Here is a 19,408-nt window from a genome sequence, read left to right on the forward strand (position 1 = left end):
AACGCCATGACGGAGTCGTCGTTCAGCGGGCCCATCGACTACCTGGTCTTCGCGTTCCCACCGGGGGCGGCGGTGGACGCCGGACTCGCGCGGCTGCTCGAAGCCGTCGATCGCGGCCAGATCGAGGTACTGGATCTCGAGGTCATCCGCCGCGGGCCCGATGGCTCCGGCATCCGGCAGCGCCTCGGTGAGCTCGGCCTCGGCGGCGACATCGACCTCTCGGTCTTCGACGGCGCCGAGTCGGGCATTCTCGACGAGGAGGACCTCGCCACGATCGCAGCCGGCATCGACCCCGACGGGTTCGCGCTCGCACTGGTCTATCTCGAGCACAGCCTGGACGCGACGGCGCAGGCCTGGGGCACGGTCGGCGGTGTGCCGCTGCTCGAGGGCGGGATCGATCCGCTTGAACTCGCCGACGCGGTCGATGCGATCGCGCCCGCCCCCGTGACGTCGACTGAGGAGGACTGATGGGTCTCTTGCGCACAGCCGCCCGCGCGGGCGTCGCCGCTCATGTGATCGGAAACGTGCACCGCCGCCAGCAGCAGCGGTGGGCCGCTCAGGACGCGGCGGCCGCGCAGCCGGTGGCCGCGCCGGCCCCTGCGGCACCGGCGCCTGCGCCGACCGGCGGCGACTCCGCCTCCCTGCTCGATCAGCTGGAGCGGCTGGGCAACCTGCGCGCGGCGGGCGTGCTCACCGACGCCGAGTTCGAAGCACAGAAGCGGCGCATCCTCGGCGCGTGACTCACTCGCGCTGGACCTTGGCGTCCTGTCGCGGAATGAGCACCTGCTTGATGATCAGCAGGATCGACGCCGTCACGGGGATCGCGACCAGGGCGCCGAGCAGCCCGAGCAGCGTGCCCCCGACCAGCGCGCCGATGACAACGAGCGCCCCGGGCACCTCGACGGCCCTGTTCATGACGCGCGGCGTCAGCACGTACGCCTCGACCTGCATGTAGACGAGATAGACGATCGCGAACACGAGGGCCCCGACCGGGCTGTTGAGCAACGCGATGCCGGTGCCGAGAACCCAGAACAGCACAGAGCCGATCAGCGGGATCAGCGTGATGCCGAAGGCGATGACCGCCATGAGGATCGGGAACGGCAGCCCCAAGAACAGGTAGAGCAGGAACGCGACGACGGAGTTGAAGAAGGCCAGCACGACCATGCCGCCCAGGTAGCTGCCGATCGACTGGGCGATCTGCTCGACGAGCGAGGTCACGGTCTCGCGGGTGTATGCCGGCGTCAGCCGCACGAACGTGGTCTTCATGGTCGGAAGCGTCGCGAGGAAGTACAGGCTGAGCACGAGCACGATGATGAGACCCGAGATCCCGGTGCCGATCGTCACCCCGATGTGGACGATGCCGCCGCCGATCGCCGCGAGCCGGGCCGGATCCGAGATGAACGACCTCAACTGGTCGACGACACCGCTGACCTCGTCGCCGAAGGTGTCGCTGAGCCAGCCGTAGAGCTGCGAGTCGCGGAACTCGTTGATCGTCGCGGGGAACCCGTTGATGAAGTTCGTGATCTGGGTGATGGTCGCCGGCACGACCAGCCACCCCATGCCGACGAGGATGACCGCGAAGGCGGCGTAGACGATGACGATCCCCCAGCCGCGCCCGATGCCCCGGCGCTCGAGCCGGCGGACGACGGGGTCGAGGCCGAGCGCCGCGAACAGCGCGATCGTGATGTAGACGAGGACCGCAGACAGGTTGGAGATCGCGAGGCCGAGGACCAGCGCCGCGAGACCGCCCAGCGTGAGCGTGAACCCGAACGCGAAGGGATTGAGCGAGCGTGGTCGCATGGCGGCTCCTTCTGTCGGATCCTGGTCTACCAGCCTCAGGCCCTCGCGCCTCTGCTAGTTCTGGGGGAAGCCGAGGTTGATGCCGCCGTGGCTCGGGTCGAGCCAGCGGCTGGTCACAGCCTTGAGCTGCGTGAAGAACTTGACGCCCTCCGCGCCGTGGGCCTTCGTATCCCCGAACAGGGAGTCCTTCCATCCGCCGAACGAGAACGTCGCAACCGGCACCGGGATCGGCACATTGATGCCGATCATGCCGACCTGCACCTCGCGCTGGAACCGCCGGGCCGCACCGCCGTCGTTCGTGAAGATCGCCGTACCGTTCCCGAACGCGCCCGAGTTGATCAGCTCGACGCCCGCCTCGTAGCTCGGCACGCGCACGACCGACAGGACAGGCCCGAAGATCTCCTCCGTGTACACCCGCGAAGTCGTCGGCACGTTGTCGATCAGGGTCGGGCCGAGCCAGAACCCGTTCGCATCGCCATCGACGTTCACCCCGCGGCCATCGACGACGACCGTCGCCCCGTCGGCTTCGGCCACGTCGATGTACGAGGCGACCTTGTCGCGGTGCTCGCGGGTCACCAACGGCCCCATGTCGCACCCGCGCCGCCCATCGCCCACCTTCAGCGTCCGGATGCGCTCGGCGATCTTCGCCACCAGCGCGTCGGCCACCGGCTCGACCGCGACGACGACCGAGATCGCCATGCACCGCTCGCCCGCCGACCCGAAGCCCGCGTTGACGGCGCTGTCGGCCGTGAGATCCAGATCGGCATCCGGCAGCACCAGCATGTGGTTCTTCGCCCCGCCGAGCGCCTGCACCCGCTTGCCCGCCTTCGTGCCGTTCTCGTACACGTACCGGGCGATCGGCGTGGAGCCCACGAACGAGATCGACCGCACATCCGGGTGCTCCAGCAGCCCGTCGACCGCGACCTTGTCACCGTTCAGCACGTTGAACACCCCGTCGGGGAGGCCCGCCTCCTTCCAGAGCTTCGCGAGCCACAGACCCGCCGACGGGTCCTTCTCGGACGGCTTCAAGACCACCGTGTTGCCCGCCGCGATCGCGATCGGGAAGAACCACGCCGGCACCATCGCCGGGAAGTTGAACGGCGAGATGATGCCGACCACACCCAACGGCTGCCGGATCGAGTACACGTCGATGCCGGTGGAAACTGCTTCCGAGAACTCGCCCTTGAGGTGATGGGCGAGCCCCGTGGCGAACTCCACCACCTCCTGCCCGCGCGTGATCTCCCCCAAGGCATCACCGAGCACCTTGCCGTGCTCGCTCGTGATGATCGCAGCCAGCTCGCCCTTCCGCGCATCCAGCAGCTCACGGAACTTGAACACCACCGCCTGCCGGCGCGCCAACGACGTCTCCGCCCACCCCGGGAATGCCGCCCTCGCCGCCGCCACCGCAGCATCCACCTCAGCCGGATCGGCCAACGCCACCCGCTTCGTCTCCACCCCCAACGCCGGGTCGTACACAGGTGCCGTGCGGCCGCTGTGCGACACGTACTCCGCCCCCTGGATCCAGTGGGGCACGACGGGCAGTTCGGTCATCTTCGTCCTCCTGACGCAAGGTTACGACCGGGGAATGACAACCGTGTTGCGTGCGTCACTATCGAAAGGCATCCGTTTATCTACCGACCGGCGAGGAGCTCACGTGACCGGCTATCTGGACAGCGACGACCGCAAGTACACCAAGGTCTACAAAGAGCAGACCCCCGACATCCTGAAGGCGTTCGCCGACTTCGACAATGCGGTGTTCGCCGCAGAGGGGCGCGAGATCCCGCTGAAGTACCGCGAGCTGATCGCGCTCGGAGTCGCCCTCACGACGCAGTGCACGTACTGCATCGACGGACACTCGAACAATGCCGTCAAGGCCGGCGCGACGCAGGCCGAGCTGGCCGAGGCGGCGTGGGTCGCCGCCGCGCTGCGCGCAGGTGCGTCGTACGCGCACGGGCGGCTCGCATTCAAGCTCACCGAGGGCGCACACCAGCACTGACGGTGGCGCGGGTGCCGGCCCGCACAGCCGACACATGGTCGTTACACACCGGCACGAGGGAATCCACTAGCGTCTCAATCACTCTGCGCCGCGCCCCTACAAAGGGTGTCGCGTAGTCCTCTCGTGAAACAGGAGACGTGAATGAACCCTCGGTCCGCACGCCGATGGAAGACACTCACGACAGCGGTGGCCGCCACCGCTGTCGCCGTGTCTCTCGGCATGTCAGCGCCCGGCCTCGCGGCCACCGACGCAGCCCCCACGAGCACCGGCGCCACCGGCGCCGCCCCCTCCATCGACCCGGGCAGCGCCGCCGCGAAGCTCAAGCTCGCGCCTGAGCTGCAGCAGACCCCCGCCGCGGCGACCAGCACGGTGTTCGTGCAGCTCGCAGGCACGGGGGCCGTCGACGCCGGCAGCGCATCGGCCGCGAAGACGCGGCGCAGCGACGTCAGCAAGTCGGCGAACGTTGCCTTCGCAGCCGCGAAGGCGAAGGACGCGAAGGCGACTCAGCTGTACACCGTGAGCAACGCGGTGCCCGGCTTCGCTCTGACCGGCGACGCCGCGGCGCTCGACGCGGTCGCCGCGCGCAGCGACGTCGTCAAGATCACCCCGCTCACCCCGCAGACGCTCGAGAACGCCAGCACCGCCCAGTTGACGAAGGCCGTGGGCGAGTGGCAGGCGGGCAACCTCGGCAAGAGCGTCAAGGTCGGCATCATCGACACGGGCACCGACTACACGCACGCCGACTTCGGCGGCGCGGGCACGGTCGCGGCCTACGGCGCGGCGAAGGCTGCGGATTCCGGGCCGTGGACCCCGACCGCCAAGGTCGTCGGCGGCTACGACTTCGTGGGCGACGACTACGACGCCGACCCTCAGGACCCGAGCTATCAGCCGGTCCCCCACCCCGACACGAACCCGCTCGACTGCAACAGCCACGGCACCCACGTGGCGGGCATCATCGGCGGCTACGGCGTGAACGCCGACGGCTCGACGTTCACGGGCGACTACGGCGCGCTGACGAGCGACGACCTGTATGCGATGAAGGTCGGCCCCGGCATGGCACCGCTCGCCTCGATCTACTCGCTCAAGGTGTTCGGCTGCACGGGGTCGACGAACGTGGTCATCCCGGCGCTCGACTGGGCGCTCGACCCGAACGGCGACGGCGACTTCTCCGACCACCTCGACATCGTGAACCTCTCGCTCGGCTCGGACTACGTGCCGACAGACGACCCCGAGGACACCGTGGTCGACACGCTCGCGGCGCACGGCGTGCTGCCCGTGATCGCCATGGGCAATGCCGGCGACCTGACGAATGTCGGCGGGTCCCCCGGCAACGCGGTGCGGTCGGTCGCCGTCGCCTCGACGGTCGACGCGTACCAGCTGCGCGACGGCATCACGGTGAACGCGCCCGCCGATGTCGCGGGCATCGCCGACGGCCAGTTCTCGGGGGCGTACCCCTGGATCGGATCGTCGCCGGTGACCGCCCCGGTGGTCGCGAGTCCGGCGGACGACGCCGACGGCTGCGCCGCATACGGCGCCGCGGATGCCGCGGCCATCGCCGGCAAGATCGTGTGGCAGTACTGGGACGACAACGACTCGACCCGGGCGTGCGGGTCCGCCGCGCGCGGCGCGAACGCCGCAGCGGCCGGAGCGGTCGGGGCGATCTTCACCTCGTCGCTCGACGTCTTCGCCGCCGGCATCACCGGCGACCCGACGATCCCGATCATCCAGCTGCCGAAGGCGCAGACGGACCGGCTGCAGCCGGCCGTCGACGCCGGCACGCTGAACGTGACCTTCGACCCGGCGCTGCAGACATCCGTCAAGTCCGTCGATCCCGCGATCACCGACACGCTGAGCTCGTTCAGCTCCCGCGGAACCGACGGCTCGATCGGCGTCGTGAAGCCCGACATCGCCGCCCCCGGCGACACCATCGCCTCGGCCGGCATGGGCTCGGGAAGCGGCGTCCTCGTCGACTCGGGCACCTCGATGGCTACACCGAACGTCGCGGGCATCGCGGCGCTCGTCAAGCTCGCCCACCCGACGTGGACGACGGAGCAGCTCAAGGCCGACCTGATGAACACCGCTGGTCACGACGTGTACGCGGGCGACGGCCAGACCGGGCCGATCTACGGACCGAACCGGGTGGGCGCCGGCCGGGTCGACGCGCAGTCCGCGGTGTCGAACGACCTGCTGGTCTACGACAAGGACGTGCCCGGTGCGGTATCCGCCTCGTTCGGCGTCATCACGGCGTCGATCGCCGGCGGCCCGATCACGCAGAAGCGCACTCTGGTCGTGCAGAACACGGGCAAGGCGGTCAAGACCGTCTCGCTTTCGTACCAGGCGATCACGGCTGAGCCGGGTGTCGCCTACAGGGTCTCGCCCTCACGGCTCACGGTAGGCCCGGGCCGCTCGGCGACCGCGACCGTCATCGTGACCGTCACGCCGAGCGCGTTGCGGAAGACGATCGACCCGACCGAGAATCCGCTGTCCGGCGTCGGCGTGCCGCGCTCGTTCATCTCGGATGCCTCAGGGCGGGTCCTCATCGCACAGCCGGGTCAGACCACGCTGCGCGTGCCGGTGTACGCCGCGGCGAAGCCGACGTCGGCCACCGCGACGAAGGTCGTGACGACCGGTCACGGGGATGCGGCGAGCTCGTCGCTCGCCATCGCCGGCAGGGGTGTCGACCAGGGCTCCGGGGCGAGCAGGTTCGCCTCGCTGGCATCCGTTCTCACCCTCGGCGCCACCAGCCCGAAGGAGACGACGTGCGCCGCGACCCAGACCAGCGGGTGCATCGGCGTCCCGTCCGACGCGGTGGCCGATCTGCGCTATGTCGGCGCGGGCTCGGCGGGCGGCTGGCTGTACTTCGGGGTCAGCTCGTGGGGTCAGGGCTCGACGATCGGCGAGGTCACTCAGCCGGTCGTCGACATCGACACCACCGGTGACGGCACTCCCGACTTCGAGGTGTTCGCCACGAACCTGACGGCGAGCGATGTTCCCGTCGCCGTGCTGATCGACCTTCACACCGGTGCTCAGGTCGACATCGAGCCGATCAACACGGAGTTCGGCGACGTCGACACCAACACCTTCGATTCGGACACGCTGCTGCTGCCGGTGGTGCCTGCCGCGATCGGGCTGACGCCGGGCACGACGTCGTTCCCGATCACGTATCAGGTCTCGACCTATGCGTACGACGTGCCGGGCGTCGTCGACGCGTCGCCCGCGATCACGTACGACGTGGCCGACCCGGCGATCGCGGTGGGCTCCGTGCTGTACTACGACAACGCCGGGACGACGGTTCCGTTCCAGCTCGGATCGGATGCGACCGCCACAACCAAGGCGCTCGTGCTGCACCTGCAGGGGGCGCCGGGTCAGCGTGCAGAGGTCGTGAGCCTGAGCGGCAAGCACAAGCCGACCCCGCCCGGCAAGAAGCACGGTCACGGCTCGCTGTCGCAGCACCGGTGGAAGTGGGGCCACCCCTGGTTCGGCGGTGGTCACCCGCGCGGGTGAGTCAGAGCTGAGAGCTGAGAGCTGAGCGACCGGTGGGTCCCGGGCGAGAGCCTGGGACCCACCGCGTTTCCGCTTCCGCTACTCAGGCCTGGCTTTGTCGAAGGGTGTGGTGTCGGCATAGTCGCCGTCGTCGTCCCACCAGGGTGTCGGTGGCGGGCAGGGCATGATCACGTCGGGCACGGTCGTGTAGTGCCGCCCGGACGGGCTCACCCAATCGAGGATCCCCTCGACATACTGCGCGAGCGCCCATCCGGCCTCGTGCTTCACGTAGTGGTGGTTCTCGCACAGCCCCGCGAGATTGCCTCTCGCGGTCTTCCCGCCCTTCGCATAGTCGATCGTGTGATCCACGTCGACCTGAGGCCTCGGGCAGTTCGGCGCCCGGCAGTGCTCGTCCCTCAGCCGGATGATCCGCTTCAACTCTGCCGGCACCCGGTACGTCGACCGGTCGAAGTCGATGATCGCCGAGGTGATCGGGTCGGTGAGGATCCGCTTCAGGCTCGGCGCCCGCGCGATGAGCTCGCGCGCTTTCACCGGGTCGATCATGCCGATGCCGGGGATCTTCCCCGGCGCCTCATCATCACCCGCCGCGGTCGCGGCCGGGACCATCAGCTCGACCACCACCGGCGCCTTGTCGACCAGCCTCTCAGCCTCGCCCCGGATGACGACCTCGCCCTCAAGAGCGAGCTCGACCAAGAAGTCCGCCTCCACCTGCCGCCGCGTGCGGGAATCCCCCGCCTGCCGCGCCTCGCGGGCCGCGTTCGAGAGACCTGTGACGATCAGCGCCGCATCCCCCGCATCCACGTACGCCGTCAACGTCGCCATGCCGTCCCGCGCCCCGTCCACGCTCACATGCCGGCTCGCCCACGCGCGCGCATGCCGGTCATGCACCCGCACCGGGTCGGACACGTCCACGACCTCTCGAGCCTTCCTCTCGAACAGGCCCACCGACAAGCGCCTGGCATACGGCAGCAACGCATCCTGCGCCGCGCCGGCAGCCAACCCGTCCAGTCCCGCCACCTCGCGGGCGATCACCCGCGCATGACCCAGCGCGATCTCCCCCTGAGACAGCGCGGCGAGGGTCGGCTGGCAGGACTGCGTCAACGTCCACGCCTCCGACAGCTGCCGGCCCGCAGAATCCGGCGACACCTTCGCCGCAGCCGCGAGCTCCAACGCCGCCGAACGCCACTGAATGTTCCGCCGCACATCCAACGACCGCGAGGAATCCACCGCGACATCGAGCTCCGCCTGCAGCATCGCCTCATCACCCAACCGGCCCAGCAACTGCACCCGCTCGGCCTGCAACCCGGCGACTTCCGCATCGATGCGCCGCACCCGGTCGAGCACATGTCCCCGCGACACCCCAGCCAGCTCATCGGTGGACAGCTCAAGCACCGGGCCGGACCCCGGCCCTGCATCGAACACATCACCGAACTTCACAGAGATAACGGTACAGACCGCCACCGACATCCACGATCAAACATTCGAACCTGTGGAGAACCCGTTCGCCGCAGCCGCGCGCTCTGCGAACAGGGGCCTGATCAGGCGGGCGGATGCCCGCTCTCACCGCCGCCCCGCATCCGCTGGGCACGCTCGACGAGCAGGCCAGAGAGGCCGCCGGTCAGCGATTGATCACGAGGTCGACTGCGATCAGGTCGGCCATGACGGCGTCCTGCTGAGCGCGCAGCAACACGCGATTCTGCGTAGAACGCGACCGCCTTTGCGGGTGACTCTTGCGGTGCAAGGGTCATGCGGCTATCTTGCGGTGCATGGCAACCGAGAGTCGACGCAGCCAGCTGCTCAGAGGGGTGCTCGACCTGTGCCTGCTGGCGGTGCTGAACGAGGGCCCCGCATACGGCTACGAGATGACCAAGCGGCTGCGCGAGCGCGGCCTTGGGTCGGTAGGCGAAGGTTCGATCTACCCGCTGCTGGGGCGGCTCGAGCGAGACGGGCTCGTCGAGACCTACCGCGCGGCGAGCGACGGCGGGCCGCCACGGAAGTACTACCGTCCGTCCCGAGCGGGGCTGCTCGCCCTCGCGCTCGGAGTCTCGGAATGGCGCACGGCCCGCGACGAGGTCGACGCCGTGCTCTCGGAAGTGAGGATCGAGGTGGCGTCATGAACGAATTCATCGAGCAGTGCCGCGCGGAATGGAAGCGGCTCGGCGTTCCGGAGCCGGTTGCCGACGAGATGGCCGACGAGCTGGCAGCGGATCTGGCGGCAGCAGAGGCAGACGGCCAGTCGATCAGCGGATTCCTGGGGGCCGGCGCCTCCGACCCGCGCGGCTTCGCCGCGTCGTGGGCGTCGTCGCGCGGGGTGGTGCCCGCGCCCGTGTTACCGGCGGCGGGCATCCGCCGCGGACGCGCAGTGCTCGTCGCATTCACGGCGGTCGCCGCGATCGTGTTCGTCGGCGCCGTGCTGCTGCTCGCGACGGGCGAGCCGAAGATCGCTCTGCTGACGACCGGGCGGCTCGCCGGGTCGCCGGCGGGCGGGACGTTCGCGCCGCCGCCGAGCCGCGTGCTCGCGAGCGGGGCTGCGCCGATCGAATGGGTGCTGCTCGCTTTCTCGGTCGTCGCGCTGGGGTTCTGCGCGTGGGGTTGGGTGCGGCGGGGCGGGCTGACTACGCAGGAAGCGGCCGGTCGTCGACGATCGACTTCATGACCAGCGTGGAGTTCATCCGCCCGACGCCGGGAAGGGACGACAGGACCTCGTCCTGCAGCTGGGCGTACGCTTCGAGGCTCTGCGTCATCACGCGCAGCAGGTAGTCCGGGTCGCCGAACAGCCGTTGCGCGAGCAGGATGTGGGGCACCTCGGCGACGGCATTCTCGAAGGCTGTGATCGTCGGCTTGTCCTCCTGCTTGAGCGTCACGAAGACGAGGGTCTCGAAGGTCAGGCCGAGCGCCTCCGGGGCGACCACAGCGCGGTAGCCGCGGATCGCGCCGGACGACTCCAACTCGCGCAGCCGCCGATGCGTCGGCGAGAGGCTCAGATTGATGCGGTCGGCGAGCTCGGTGAGGCTCAGACGGCCGTCGAGCTGAAGCTCGGAAAGAATCTTGCGGTCCGTCGCGTCCACAGAGTTGATTCTTCCACTGGACTGCACTGACGGGGAAGAAATAGGAAACGGCTTCTGACGCGGCATCCGTAGCTTTCTTCTCATGAATATCTCGCTGCTGCTCGCGTTCTGGGGTGTGGTGGCGCTGCTCATCGCCGTGCCGGGCCCGGACTGGGCCTATGTGCTCGCCGCCGGCCTGCGCGATCGCAGCCCGTTCCCGGCCGTCGCCGGGATCGTGCTCGGCTATATCGGGCTCACGGCTGCCGTCGCGGCCGGCGTCGGCGCCCTCGTCGCTCACACGCCCGCCCTGCTGACGGCGATCACGATCGCCGGCGCGGCGTATCTGGTTTATCTCGGCGTGAGCGTGCTGCGCCGGCCGGCGGGCGTGCACGGGGCTTCGGGGCAGGCATCCGTCTCACCGCCGCCGCTCACCCGCGTGGCGCGCGGCGTCGGCGTCAGCGGCCTGAACCCGAAGGGGCTGCTGGTGTTCGTCGCGATTCTGCCGCAGTTCACCGACACCGCCGCCGGGTGGCCCATCGCGGCGCAACTCGCGGCGCTCGGCCTCGTCTTCGCGGCGACCTGCGCGGCGTTCTACAGCGGCCTCGGCGCCCTCGCGCACGCCGTGCTGGGGTTGAGGCCCGTCGTCGTCACGATCATCTCGCGCGTCAGCGGGGTCGCGATGGTCGTCGTCGGGGTCGCAATGGCTGTGGAGCGGATCGTGCAGATCGGGTGACCAGAAAGCCTGGCCGGAGGTCTTGGCGGTATCGGCGGGATGTGATCCCGTTTCAACCCTGTTGGATACCCGGAACATCGCCAGCCGCACCGAAAGATCGCTGATTTCCAGTGACAACGGTGACTTACGGTCATCCTCGATTCCGCTCGGTCCTGGGCAAAATGCGGGCAGATTCGATACAACATTTTGGTTGGCGCGGCGGCTGTGGTCAGCCGAACGTCTTTCCTCGCTAGGACATTTTCAGTCCGTGCCCGACGGCCGCGGGCCCCGAGCCCGTCAGCACGTTCACGGTCAGCGGCGAACTCACTGTCGTGCCGGCCGCATTGGTGAACTCGACCGTGTAGATGTACGTGCCGACTGCCTTATTGGTCACCGCCAGAACGGCCGTCTGCGCACCGGGCGTCGCTGCGGTGAGCTTCCCTGACGAGACCTCGACGCCGTTCTCCAGGAACGTGTATGAGGTGGCATTCGTGCCCCACCACAGGTTCGCGCTGATCTCGTACGTGCCGTCGTTGTCCCAGTTGTCGGACGACAGAACCGGCACGCCAGGGTTGGCGTCCGTCACCGTGACCGTGAGCGGCGTGGTCGCCGTCGTGCCCTTCGAGTTCACCAGCGCGCCCGTGAAGGTGTACGTGCCGTTCTTGAGCCCCGAAATGTCGACGACGGCCTTCTGTGCGCTCGGCGTCGCCATGCTCAGGCGCACCGACTTCACCAGGCCTCCGTTCTGATAGAGCTTGAAGAGCGACCCGTTCACCCCCCACCACATGTTCATGGTGATCTGGAAATCGCCGTCCTGGAGACCGGTGTCCCAGCCGTTGTTTGACGACAGGATGCCCTGGGCGGGACTGGCGAGAGCACCGTCATTCGAGGGAACTTCGGGTAGCACGATCGGTGCGGTTGCTACGGAGAGCGCTCCTTCGCCGACCTGGTTGACTCCCGATACGCGATAGGTATGCGTCGATCCGAGGTTCAATCCCGTGATGGAGCACTGCGTGCTCGCCGTCTCGCAAACGGGCGTCGTCCCGTCTCCGTCGTAGACGCGGTACCCGGAGAACCCCAGACCGGTCGGGCTCGGGGCATCCCACGTCACTTTGATCGAGGTGTCTCCGGTGGCGGTGGCCGTGACGTTTCCCGGCGCGCCGGGAAGCGTCACATCCGCGACGGCGAGCCACGAGATGACCGGCAGCTGGCTGCCCGCGCCCTCGTTGGTCACGACGTAGTCAACCGTGGCAGGAGCCGCGAGCGTGAAGGTGAGTCCCGCCGTGAGAGGGGTGCTCGAACCGGACAGCGGGATGTTGCCCTTCGCAAGTTCCGTGCCTCCCACCGACACCGTTTGGTTCATCGTGCGGTTCAGCCCCCACCACTCGGTGAATCCGCCGGTCAACGTATACGTGCCGGCATCCAGCGGCAGGTGATATTCGAGTTTCGTGGTGTCCTGGTAGAGGCCGGTCGAGTACTTGTCGTTGATATCCGTTCCCGCCTTGGTCTCCATCCCGTCTGCGACATAGCCCCACTGGTCTTCGGCAGTCGAGGCCTGATCGACCTTGTCGTTGCGCAAGGTGGGGACCGCTGCCTTCACCGCGGCGTACTCTGGCGAGTCGACCCCGCCGGTGCCTGAGTCGATGAAGTAGGCCAGTCCCTGCGGAATCACCTCGTAGCTCGCCACCACGGGAGCGTTGGTGTCGCTGAGCCGCCCTGTCACAGTGAGCTCCGCGAGCTCCGTCCGCGCCTGCGCCGCGGAATCCGCGTCCCAGATCACAGGCTCGTCGGTTCCGTTGACCTTCACCGTGTCAGGCAGGTCATCCTTGACGCCCAATGCGCCCTGGACGCCGACGTTGCGGGGCACGACCTGCACATAGACCAGTGCGAGCCGTGCGTTGTACCCACTTGTTCCTGTCGTCCCGAATTCCAGATTCACGACGGATGCCGCATCGAGGGTGATCTGCTGAGCGACCGGCGTGGCCGAACCCGTCGACACCGCGGACTTCGTGGTCGATGCGTTTCCGACTGTCACCTTTGAGTAGATGTTCGTGGTGAGCCCCGCTCGCGGCGCTTGGACGCCGACGACGTTGTAGCTGCCGGCGGGCAGAGTGAGGTGGTAAGTGATCGGCTTGTTGTAGTCGGCTCCGAGATAGGACGAACCCCAGTCCTGCGGGGAACCGGCCGCAATGGTCGTCGACGGCGACGAGTAGCCCCACGTCGTGCCCGAGGTCTTCCCGTCCCACTTCTGGTCGCTGGTGGCGTTGCGCAACTCGGGGAAGGCGGCCGCAACTGCCGAATACTCTGACCCAGCGGTGGCACCTGACGATCCCGAGTCGATGAAGTAGGTCAGATCACCGGGCGTAACGAGAACAGTGGCGGTGAAGCGTTGATAGACACCGGACGGCAACCGGTCGGATGTCTGCCCCGTTGCCACGAACGTGGTCAGCTCGGCGGCAGTCTTCGCCGTCGCGAGCCCGCTCGCACTCCATGTGACAGCCATGCTTGTGCCATCTATCGTGAGCGACGTCGGCAGCTTCCGATCGGGTGCCGTGATCGCCACAGTGCCGACATCGGTCACATCCGCACTGACATCCTTCGGCACGAGGGCGTCGACCGCGGAAGCGAGTCGGGTCGCGATCGCAGCCGCCCCTTCCGCATCCAAGCCGAATCCGGAGGGGTCAGCCACAGCAGCACGAGCATCCGTGAGAGCCAGTGCGAGCTGAGCCCAGGAGTCCGTGCTGTAATCCGTCTGGTCGAGCGCATCCGCATGATTGACGGCTGCCGCGAGGCCGCTCGTGTCCACCTTTGTCGAGTCGGCATTCGCCGTGATCACGCCGACGGCGTCGACGTTGAACGGATCGGCGGTGGCCGTTGTCAGCACCACGGTGTGGGGGCCGTTCTTGAGACCGCGCAGCGTGAACGCGGTGCGCTCGCTTCCGGCGCTGAGGGTGGGAGCAGACCGTTCGATGTCAGCCCCGTCCACGGAGACATCGAGCGTCGGCTTGCCCGAGTTCGTGCCGATGATATCGAGCCCGGTGCCGGTGAACGTGTACGTCATCGATGCGCCCTTGCGCGTGCTCGTGGCCGAAGTGCGCTGGTACTCGTACATTCCCTGGCCGTTGGTGTTGTTCCACCCGCTGTCGAATTGAAGAACCGGAACGGAGTTGTTCTCCCAACTCGTCTGGTGCATGCCATCGATGAGGGTCGTCTCATACGGCGTGTAGCCGGGAACCGTGGTCACCTTGAGGTTGTCGAAGTCGACGAAGTTGAAGCTGGATCCGAGCTGGATTCGGCCGGTGGCTTGCGGTGAAGCATCCGTATAGGCGGCGATCTGAACTCCATTGAGATAGGCCGCGTAGACGGGCCCAGCCACCTTCACCGCGATGTTGTTCCAGACCCCTGCTCCCGTCTTGAAAGCGGTGGCAGGGATGCTTGAGGCGGTCCCACTGGCGATGGGGGTGCCGTATCGCTGGAACGTCCAGGCGCCCGTTGGATCGACCTTCAGCTCAGCGACCGACACGCTCTCACCGTTGGCTGTGCCGCCTTGCTCGCGCGCACCGACGGTGGCGTACTCGCCCGTTCCAGTGGCTTCGAACTGGACGTCAGTGGAGACCGTGTAGTTCGCCCATCGGGAATCGCCGATCGTCGTCTCGGGGTCTCCGCTGTTCCACGCGCCGCCGATCATGCCGGGTCCGACCTGTTGGCGGAGCACGCGACCGTGCGCCGCGTCCGAAGTCGCAACGGATTCGAATGCGCCGTTCGTGTCGTCCGTGTATCTGGGGATCGCGCCATTGTCCTCGTTCTGAACGCTCGGGGTGCCAGCCGGTTTCGGCTCGCTGCCGCGGCTGTTCAGGAACGATTCGCCGCTGTCCACGAGGGTTCCGGTTGCGGGGTCGTAGGTCTTGACGTCACCTTCCTCGCTGTAGTCGAAATCGTCCGCGTAGAGGAAGTCGTCATCGGTCACGCCGTTGCGGTTGCCGGTCGAATCGGTGTCGAGCACATCGCGCGCGCCGTCCGCGTCGGTGTATTCCTTCGAGGTCGGCAACGTGTCGCCATAGCCGGCCCTCGCCGTGAGCGCTCCGTCAGGCCCCTTGACCGCGTGGTCCAGCGTGGTGGCGGTCAGCGTCGACCAGGGCTTCACTGTGACGGTGTATGAGCCGTCGGCCGCGGGCGAGATCTCGTCGACGGGTCGAACATAGTTCGCGTCATACGCCTCGCCGTCATCGGCCGCGCGCGTTTCCCAGAGCTCCATCGTCTTGTCATCGCCGAGATTGAGCCCATTGGTGGTGATGCGGTAGGTCTTCGTGAACTTGCTGTCGTTGACCATCACGGTCGAGAAGTCGGATGCGTCCGGAGCGGCGAGAGTCGTATACGACGCACCGCCCTGCCTGGCGCCGCTCGGCGGGTTGCCCGTGCCCAGCTGGCTGCCTGATGCCTGCGGGATCGCACGCCAGATCCCAGCGGTGTTGTCGGAGTTCTCCCAACCGAGCGTTGCGAACTGGGTGAACTGCTCCAGGACCGCCAAGCCGCCGTCGTAGTAAATCCACCCGGACCACGGGTCGCGCGCGCTCACGAGTTCCTTCGACGAGTACTGGAAGCCGTCGTAGAAGGATCCGATTGCCGGCTGGAAGATGCTGAGGGTGCGGTTCGAGGCCGCGAAGCCGGTCGTGATCCAGTTGGCCATTTCGAGCGCGCTGTTCACGCCGCCGAACTGGGTTCCGGTTCCCCCTTCCTCATCGCTGGTGTTGTTGTTGGGCCTGTCGGCCGAGCTGGAGAAGGTCGACTGGCCTTCGGAGTTCCAGATCTCCTTGTCGTAGGTCTGCGCCAGTTTCTTGAGATTGCCGTTGCTGTCGTCGGCGCTGCTGTAGTGGAATCCGACGACATCCACAGCATCTCGTAGTGACGAGTCAGTGCTCGATGTCAGCTGATTGTCGAAAGCGACCGGCGGGGTGCCGACTGTGTCGGCGGCGATGGTCTTGATGCTGTGGAAGAGCTGCTCTTCCTCGGCCGAGGCGAATCCATTGTTCGGGTCGGTCGCCGTCGCGCCCTCATACCCCTTGGTGTCGGTGCGTAGCCAGCCAGAGAAGTCCTTGTAGAGCTGCGCGTTCGGCGATCCGGTCTCGTTGGTGTCCGGGTTGATCGAGTCGACCATGATCCCGTACTGGCGGTACGCGGCGAGCACGGTGTTCTTGAACCAGATGTACTGGTCCTGATCGTCTGTCACCCAGGCCGGCCGGCTCCAGCGGAGAATGCTGATCTGGATCTTGCCGGTCGCGACCTTCTGCGCGTCCGCTGCGAGCTGGAAACCGGGTTCACGCTCCACGTTGGGGTATTCGTCTCGTGTGCGCATAGTCGACGCTTCGGGTCCTGTCGACGAGTTGCGATCGTCACCCATTTCGATCTTGACGGTGTTCATGATCGGGTGCGTCCCGCCGAACAAGGTCTCGATGAGTTGCCAGTACTGATCGGGATGCTGGGATTTGTAGTCAAGGAGCAGTGCGCTCGTAGAGTTTCCGGACAGTATTCCGAAGCCCTTGAAGGTGAGCCCATTCACATTCCTCGCGGCCGACGCGATATCCGCCCCGTTGACGTTCACGGTCACCGGATCTGTCGCATCAGCACGGGACGCCAGAGGCACTCCGACGAGTGCGACAACTGCGGCGGCGCTTGCGCGCATCGCCACTCTGATTCGCATCTTCGGGGCCTTTCGACCGACCTTCGAGCGCAGCACTGTCTCCTGTGACACGAGCAATCTCCGTTCCTGGATTTCGCGGCGACCGGGCAACGCCGGGCCGTTCACCGCGATCGAGTCGGCGGACTGATTTGGGCCGCCGGCCGCACCTGAATCCCGACGGTCGTTGTCGGGACGAGTGCGCGGAGTGGCGCCTCTTCGGGCGAGGCCTCATCGATCTCTGAGCAGATCGTCTAGCGATTGTTCCCGCGTCGAAACGATTCGATCACGATGGATCACGCTCGCATCGATGCGAACAGAACGGCGGAGCATCTGCGGGTGGTGCAGGGACCTCGCAAAGTGGATTGGTCGAGACGCGAGCTGGAGCATCGTGCCGGCGCAGGACATCTCGCTCCTGTTTGCCGGCACTCTCACTGCGCAATGTCCGCGAATCCTTCGACACGCTAAAGCAGGTGCGCGTCCGAGGCTGCAGCGACCGGTGGTGTCGTACTCGATGGCGACGCATGCGCAACTCCAGAAGCAGTACATCCGGCCACACCTCGACGTGGTCGAAGAACGAACGCGTTGTCTTGATCGTGTTGAGGCCGTGTGCGGCCGCCAGACGCTCATCGAGCTCCTGGCGTGGCGGATTATCCGAGCCGATGAGGCAGATCAGGCCGCGGCGAAGGTTCCCGTCGCGGGTGCCATTGTCGCGGTCGCCCATGCCTTGTCGACAGCAATGAGAATCGCAGCGCACGGGAACTCGCGGAGCGCCCGGCAAGAGGTTCTGAGGAAAGCGGAAACCCCCGGATCCCTTGAAAACACTGGGATCGCGGGGGCTTCACGATGGCGGTACCGGTGGGATTTGAACCCACGGACGGCTTGCACCGTCACATGTTTTCGAGACATGCTCCTTCGGCCGCTCGGACACGGTACCGAGGTCGATCTTACGTGAGCCCAGCGCGCGAAGCGAATCGAGATCAAGCGCACGGAATCAGCGAAACAGCGTATTGAGGCGGATGCCACAGAGCGCTGTCATTCAACATGACCGCGGCTGCCGGATCGCCCGCCGACGCGCCCCCGCCTGCGGCATCCGCCGTCACCCTGAGTCGTGGCTTCGCCCGTAGAACAGTGACATCGCAGCGACAGCGGCCACGATCGGCGACGGCAGCGCGCCCGACGCGAACAGCACGACCGCGCCGATGAGCACCGTTATCGCGGCGCCCGGGCGCGGCTGCGCCCGCGGTAACGCATGTTCGACGCCCTGACCGGACGCGCATCTTCAGTACCAGGGTGAGCCGCGGGTGAATCCGCGGGTGAAGTCGCTCGACAACACCGGCCATCACAGACAGGCTGTGGGGGTTGACAGACCAGGTCTCGACCGAAGGAGCCGAGATGCGCCCACGCTCGACCGCCCCGTTCGCACTCGGGTTCACGCTGACGCTCGGCGCGCGCGTCACGAGCCCCGTCACCGCCTCGATCCTGCTGATCATCACGCAGGTGGTGACCCCGCGGCAGGATGCAAAGGTATGACACACACGAGCCCCGGCACGCCTCCGCCTACCGGACAACCCGCCACACGGTCCGTCGGGACGCGCTGGGCGATCCGCCTTGCCCTGCTCGTGCTCGCCGCCCTCGTCGTCATCGCCGCGATCCGGCTGGTTCGCAATCTCGACTTCGCGACGATCGGCGGAGCCCTGGAGCGCCTCACCTGGTGGCAGCTGCTCGGGTTGCTGGGTGTTCTGCTGATCCGCCAGGTTCTCAGCGCGACGCCGTTGCGGGTGTACATCCCCGATATCTCGCTGTGGCGCGCCACCGTGAACGACCTCAGCGCGATGACCGCGGCTGCCTTCGCCCCCGCGCCGAGCGACATCGCGCTGCGGATTGCGATCTTCACCTCATGGGGCGTCCCGACGCCGACCGCGGTCGCGGGGTCGGTGCTGAATGCGCTGTCGCTGTTCATCGTCCGCTTCGCCGCGCCACTCGGCGGCTTCGCGCTCATCGCGATCGTGGGCGAGAAGCTGGGCGTCCGGGCGATCGACCTGCTCAGCCTCGCCGTGTCGGCCGCCCTGGTGACGATGGTGGTGCTCGTCGCCAGGGCCGAGTCCTCGGCCGTGCGCATCGGCCGGTGGGGCGGGCGGGTCGCGCGGCGAGTGCGGCGCGGCGTCGATCCTGAGAGCTGGGGCGAGGCTTTCGCGGCCTTCCAGCGCGGCATCGCTGGCAATCTGCGCCGCCGGCTGCCGCGCGGCCTGCTCGGCGTCGCTGCCATGATCCTCGCGGATCTCACGCTGCTGACCCTGGCGCTGCGGTTCGTCGGCGTCGACCCGTCCGAGGCATCCCTGGTCACCATCGCGGCCGCGTTCTTCTTCGCCTACCCGTTGACCCTTTTCCCGGTGCAGGGCGCCGGCGTCGTCGATGTCGCGATCTTGCTCGCGCTGTCGGCGGCCAGCGGCGATGGCATCGTGGAGACGGCGACCGCCGGGCTGCTGATCTGGCGGGCATACACGATCGCAGGGTCGTTCCTGCTCGGCGCGATCGCCGTGCTGGTCTGGCGCGGCGGCGTGCGCCGCCGCCGCCAGGAGACACCTGCCGAGGCCGCCGCATCATCCGGCCGGCCGCAGAGCTGAGCAGCATCGAGGCGTCGGTCGCTGCGAGGAGATGGGCGGCGGTCGCCA

16 protein-coding genes and 1 tRNA gene are annotated in these 19,408 nt (G+C 67.5%); 10 read left to right on the plus strand and 7 right to left on the minus strand.

Annotated features, from left to right (window positions below; translation table 11 throughout):
- The first annotated feature begins 6 nt into the window (after positions 1-6).
- Positions 7-468: a DUF6325 family protein gene (locus tag D7I44_RS05580; RefSeq protein WP_120788580.1), complete on the plus strand. Its 462-nt coding sequence runs from the start codon at positions 7-9 to the stop codon at positions 466-468.
- Positions 468-740 (plus strand): SHOCT domain-containing protein, encoded by a 273-nt coding sequence (locus D7I44_RS05585; protein WP_120788581.1) that lies wholly within the window; start codon positions 468-470, stop codon positions 738-740. The genes D7I44_RS05580 and D7I44_RS05585 overlap by 1 nt, the downstream gene beginning before the upstream one ends.
- Position 741: 1 nt before the next feature.
- Here the strand turns inward: D7I44_RS05585 and D7I44_RS05590 are convergent, their stop codons facing one another.
- Together D7I44_RS05590 and D7I44_RS05595 are read right to left on the minus strand one after the other, a co-directional pair.
- Entirely contained in the window at positions 742-1,800 is a 1,059-nt protein-coding gene (locus D7I44_RS05590; protein ID WP_120788582.1) for an AI-2E family transporter, read from the minus strand.
- 54 nt (positions 1,801-1,854) lie between these two features.
- Entirely contained in the window at positions 1,855-3,351 is a 1,497-nt protein-coding gene (locus D7I44_RS05595) for a CoA-acylating methylmalonate-semialdehyde dehydrogenase (RefSeq protein WP_120788583.1), read from the minus strand.
- Positions 3,352-3,454: 103 nt separating this feature from the next.
- On the opposite strand from D7I44_RS05595, the gene D7I44_RS05600 reads away from it, so the two are divergent.
- Positions 3,455-3,796 (plus strand): carboxymuconolactone decarboxylase family protein, encoded by a 342-nt coding sequence (locus tag D7I44_RS05600; protein ID WP_120788584.1) that lies wholly within the window; start codon positions 3,455-3,457, stop codon positions 3,794-3,796.
- Between the two features lie 186 nt (positions 3,797-3,982).
- Positions 3,983-7,300 (plus strand): S8 family peptidase, encoded by a 3,318-nt coding sequence (locus D7I44_RS05605; protein WP_162940071.1) that lies wholly within the window; start codon positions 3,983-3,985, stop codon positions 7,298-7,300.
- Positions 7,301-7,378: 78 nt separating this feature from the next.
- Here the strand turns inward: D7I44_RS05605 and D7I44_RS05610 are convergent, their stop codons facing one another.
- A complete protein-coding gene (locus tag D7I44_RS05610; protein ID WP_162940072.1) occupies positions 7,379-8,737 on the minus strand; it encodes an HNH endonuclease in 1,359 nt (452 codons plus the stop codon).
- A 113-nt stretch (positions 8,738-8,850) separates the two neighbouring features.
- On the opposite strand from D7I44_RS05610, the gene D7I44_RS18640 reads away from it, so the two are divergent.
- The 3 genes from D7I44_RS18640 (at position 8,851) to D7I44_RS05620 (ending at position 9,956) form a co-directional block, all read left to right on the plus strand.
- The gene (locus D7I44_RS18640) at positions 8,851-8,976 is read left to right on the plus strand and encodes a hypothetical protein (RefSeq protein WP_281271699.1); all 126 of its coding nucleotides are present in this window, start codon (positions 8,851-8,853) and stop codon (positions 8,974-8,976) included.
- 90 nt (positions 8,977-9,066) lie between these two features.
- Entirely contained in the window at positions 9,067-9,417 is a 351-nt protein-coding gene (locus D7I44_RS05615; protein WP_120788587.1) for a PadR family transcriptional regulator, read from the plus strand.
- Positions 9,414-9,956, plus strand: coding sequence for a hypothetical protein (locus D7I44_RS05620; protein ID WP_120788588.1), 543 nt, complete (start codon positions 9,414-9,416; stop codon positions 9,954-9,956). The genes D7I44_RS05615 and D7I44_RS05620 overlap by 4 nt, the downstream gene beginning before the upstream one ends.
- Here the strand turns inward: D7I44_RS05620 and D7I44_RS05625 are convergent.
- Positions 9,916-10,368, minus strand: a complete 453-nt coding sequence (locus D7I44_RS05625) for an Lrp/AsnC family transcriptional regulator (RefSeq protein ID WP_120788589.1) — start codon at positions 10,366-10,368, stop codon at positions 9,916-9,918. The genes D7I44_RS05620 and D7I44_RS05625 overlap by 41 nt on opposite strands.
- 82 nt (positions 10,369-10,450) lie before the next feature.
- Here D7I44_RS05625 and D7I44_RS05630 point away from each other — a divergent pair, with 82 nt between their 5' ends.
- Entirely contained in the window at positions 10,451-11,080 is a 630-nt protein-coding gene (locus D7I44_RS05630) for a LysE family translocator (protein WP_120788590.1), read from the plus strand.
- Between the two features lie 229 nt (positions 11,081-11,309).
- On the opposite strand, the gene D7I44_RS05635 is transcribed toward D7I44_RS05630, so the two are convergent.
- The 3 genes from D7I44_RS05635 to D7I44_RS05640 all read right to left on the minus strand — a co-directional run bounded on the left by D7I44_RS05635 (position 11,310) and on the right by D7I44_RS05640 (position 17,670).
- The gene (locus tag D7I44_RS05635; protein ID WP_342768601.1) at positions 11,310-16,757 is read right to left on the minus strand and encodes a fibronectin type III domain-containing protein; all 5,448 of its coding nucleotides are present in this window, start codon (positions 16,755-16,757) and stop codon (positions 11,310-11,312) included.
- A 262-nt stretch (positions 16,758-17,019) separates the two neighbouring features.
- Positions 17,020-17,457 carry a hypothetical protein gene (locus tag D7I44_RS18075; protein WP_162939967.1) on the minus strand — a complete coding sequence of 146 codons (438 nt, stop codon included), beginning with the start codon at positions 17,455-17,457 and terminating at the stop codon, positions 17,020-17,022.
- Positions 17,458-17,580: 123 nt separating this feature from the next.
- Positions 17,581-17,670 (minus strand) — tRNA-Ser (locus tag D7I44_RS05640).
- A 458-nt stretch (positions 17,671-18,128) separates the two neighbouring features.
- Between D7I44_RS05640 and D7I44_RS18080 the strand changes: the two genes are divergently transcribed.
- On the plus strand, positions 18,129-18,266 hold the full coding sequence (locus D7I44_RS18080; protein WP_162940074.1) for a hypothetical protein: 138 nt from the start codon (positions 18,129-18,131) through the stop codon (positions 18,264-18,266).
- On the plus strand, positions 18,263-19,360 hold the full coding sequence (locus D7I44_RS05645; RefSeq protein WP_120788592.1) for a lysylphosphatidylglycerol synthase domain-containing protein: 1,098 nt from the start codon (positions 18,263-18,265) through the stop codon (positions 19,358-19,360). Before D7I44_RS18080 ends, D7I44_RS05645 begins: the two co-directional genes overlap by 4 nt.
- The last annotated feature ends 48 nt before the right edge of the window (positions 19,361-19,408 follow it).

Source organism: Gryllotalpicola protaetiae, assembly GCF_003627055.1.
GTDB lineage: Bacteria > Actinomycetota > Actinomycetes > Actinomycetales > Microbacteriaceae > Gryllotalpicola > Gryllotalpicola protaetiae.

What these genes read in the sequence shown, in the direction of transcription:
- D7I44_RS05580 (WP_120788580.1), top strand. Translation starts at nt 7, where the DNA reads ATGACGGAGTCGTCGTTCAGCGGGCCCATCGACTACCTGGTCTTCGCG.
- D7I44_RS05585 (WP_120788581.1), top strand. Translation starts at nt 468, where the DNA reads ATGGGTCTCTTGCGCACAGCCGCCCGCGCGGGCGTCGCCGCTCATGTG.
- D7I44_RS05590 (WP_120788582.1), bottom strand. Translation starts at nt 1,800, where the DNA reads ATGCGACCACGCTCGCTCAATCCCTTCGCGTTCGGGTTCACGCTCACG.
- D7I44_RS05595 (WP_120788583.1), bottom strand. Translation starts at nt 3,351, where the DNA reads ATGACCGAACTGCCCGTCGTGCCCCACTGGATCCAGGGGGCGGAGTAC.
- D7I44_RS18640 (WP_281271699.1), top strand. Translation starts at nt 8,851, where the DNA reads ATGCCCGCTCTCACCGCCGCCCCGCATCCGCTGGGCACGCTCGACGAG.
- D7I44_RS05615 (WP_120788587.1), top strand. Translation starts at nt 9,067, where the DNA reads ATGGCAACCGAGAGTCGACGCAGCCAGCTGCTCAGAGGGGTGCTCGAC.
- D7I44_RS05620 (WP_120788588.1), top strand. Translation starts at nt 9,414, where the DNA reads ATGAACGAATTCATCGAGCAGTGCCGCGCGGAATGGAAGCGGCTCGGC.
- D7I44_RS05630 (WP_120788590.1), top strand. Translation starts at nt 10,451, where the DNA reads ATGAATATCTCGCTGCTGCTCGCGTTCTGGGGTGTGGTGGCGCTGCTC.
- D7I44_RS05635 (WP_342768601.1), bottom strand. Translation starts at nt 16,757, where the DNA reads ATGCGAATCAGAGTGGCGATGCGCGCAAGCGCCGCCGCAGTTGTCGCA.
- D7I44_RS18075 (WP_162939967.1), bottom strand. Translation starts at nt 17,457, where the DNA reads ATGGGCGACCGCGACAATGGCACCCGCGACGGGAACCTTCGCCGCGGC.
- D7I44_RS18080 (WP_162940074.1), top strand. Translation starts at nt 18,129, where the DNA reads ATGCGCCCACGCTCGACCGCCCCGTTCGCACTCGGGTTCACGCTGACG.
- D7I44_RS05645 (WP_120788592.1), top strand. Translation starts at nt 18,263, where the DNA reads ATGACACACACGAGCCCCGGCACGCCTCCGCCTACCGGACAACCCGCC.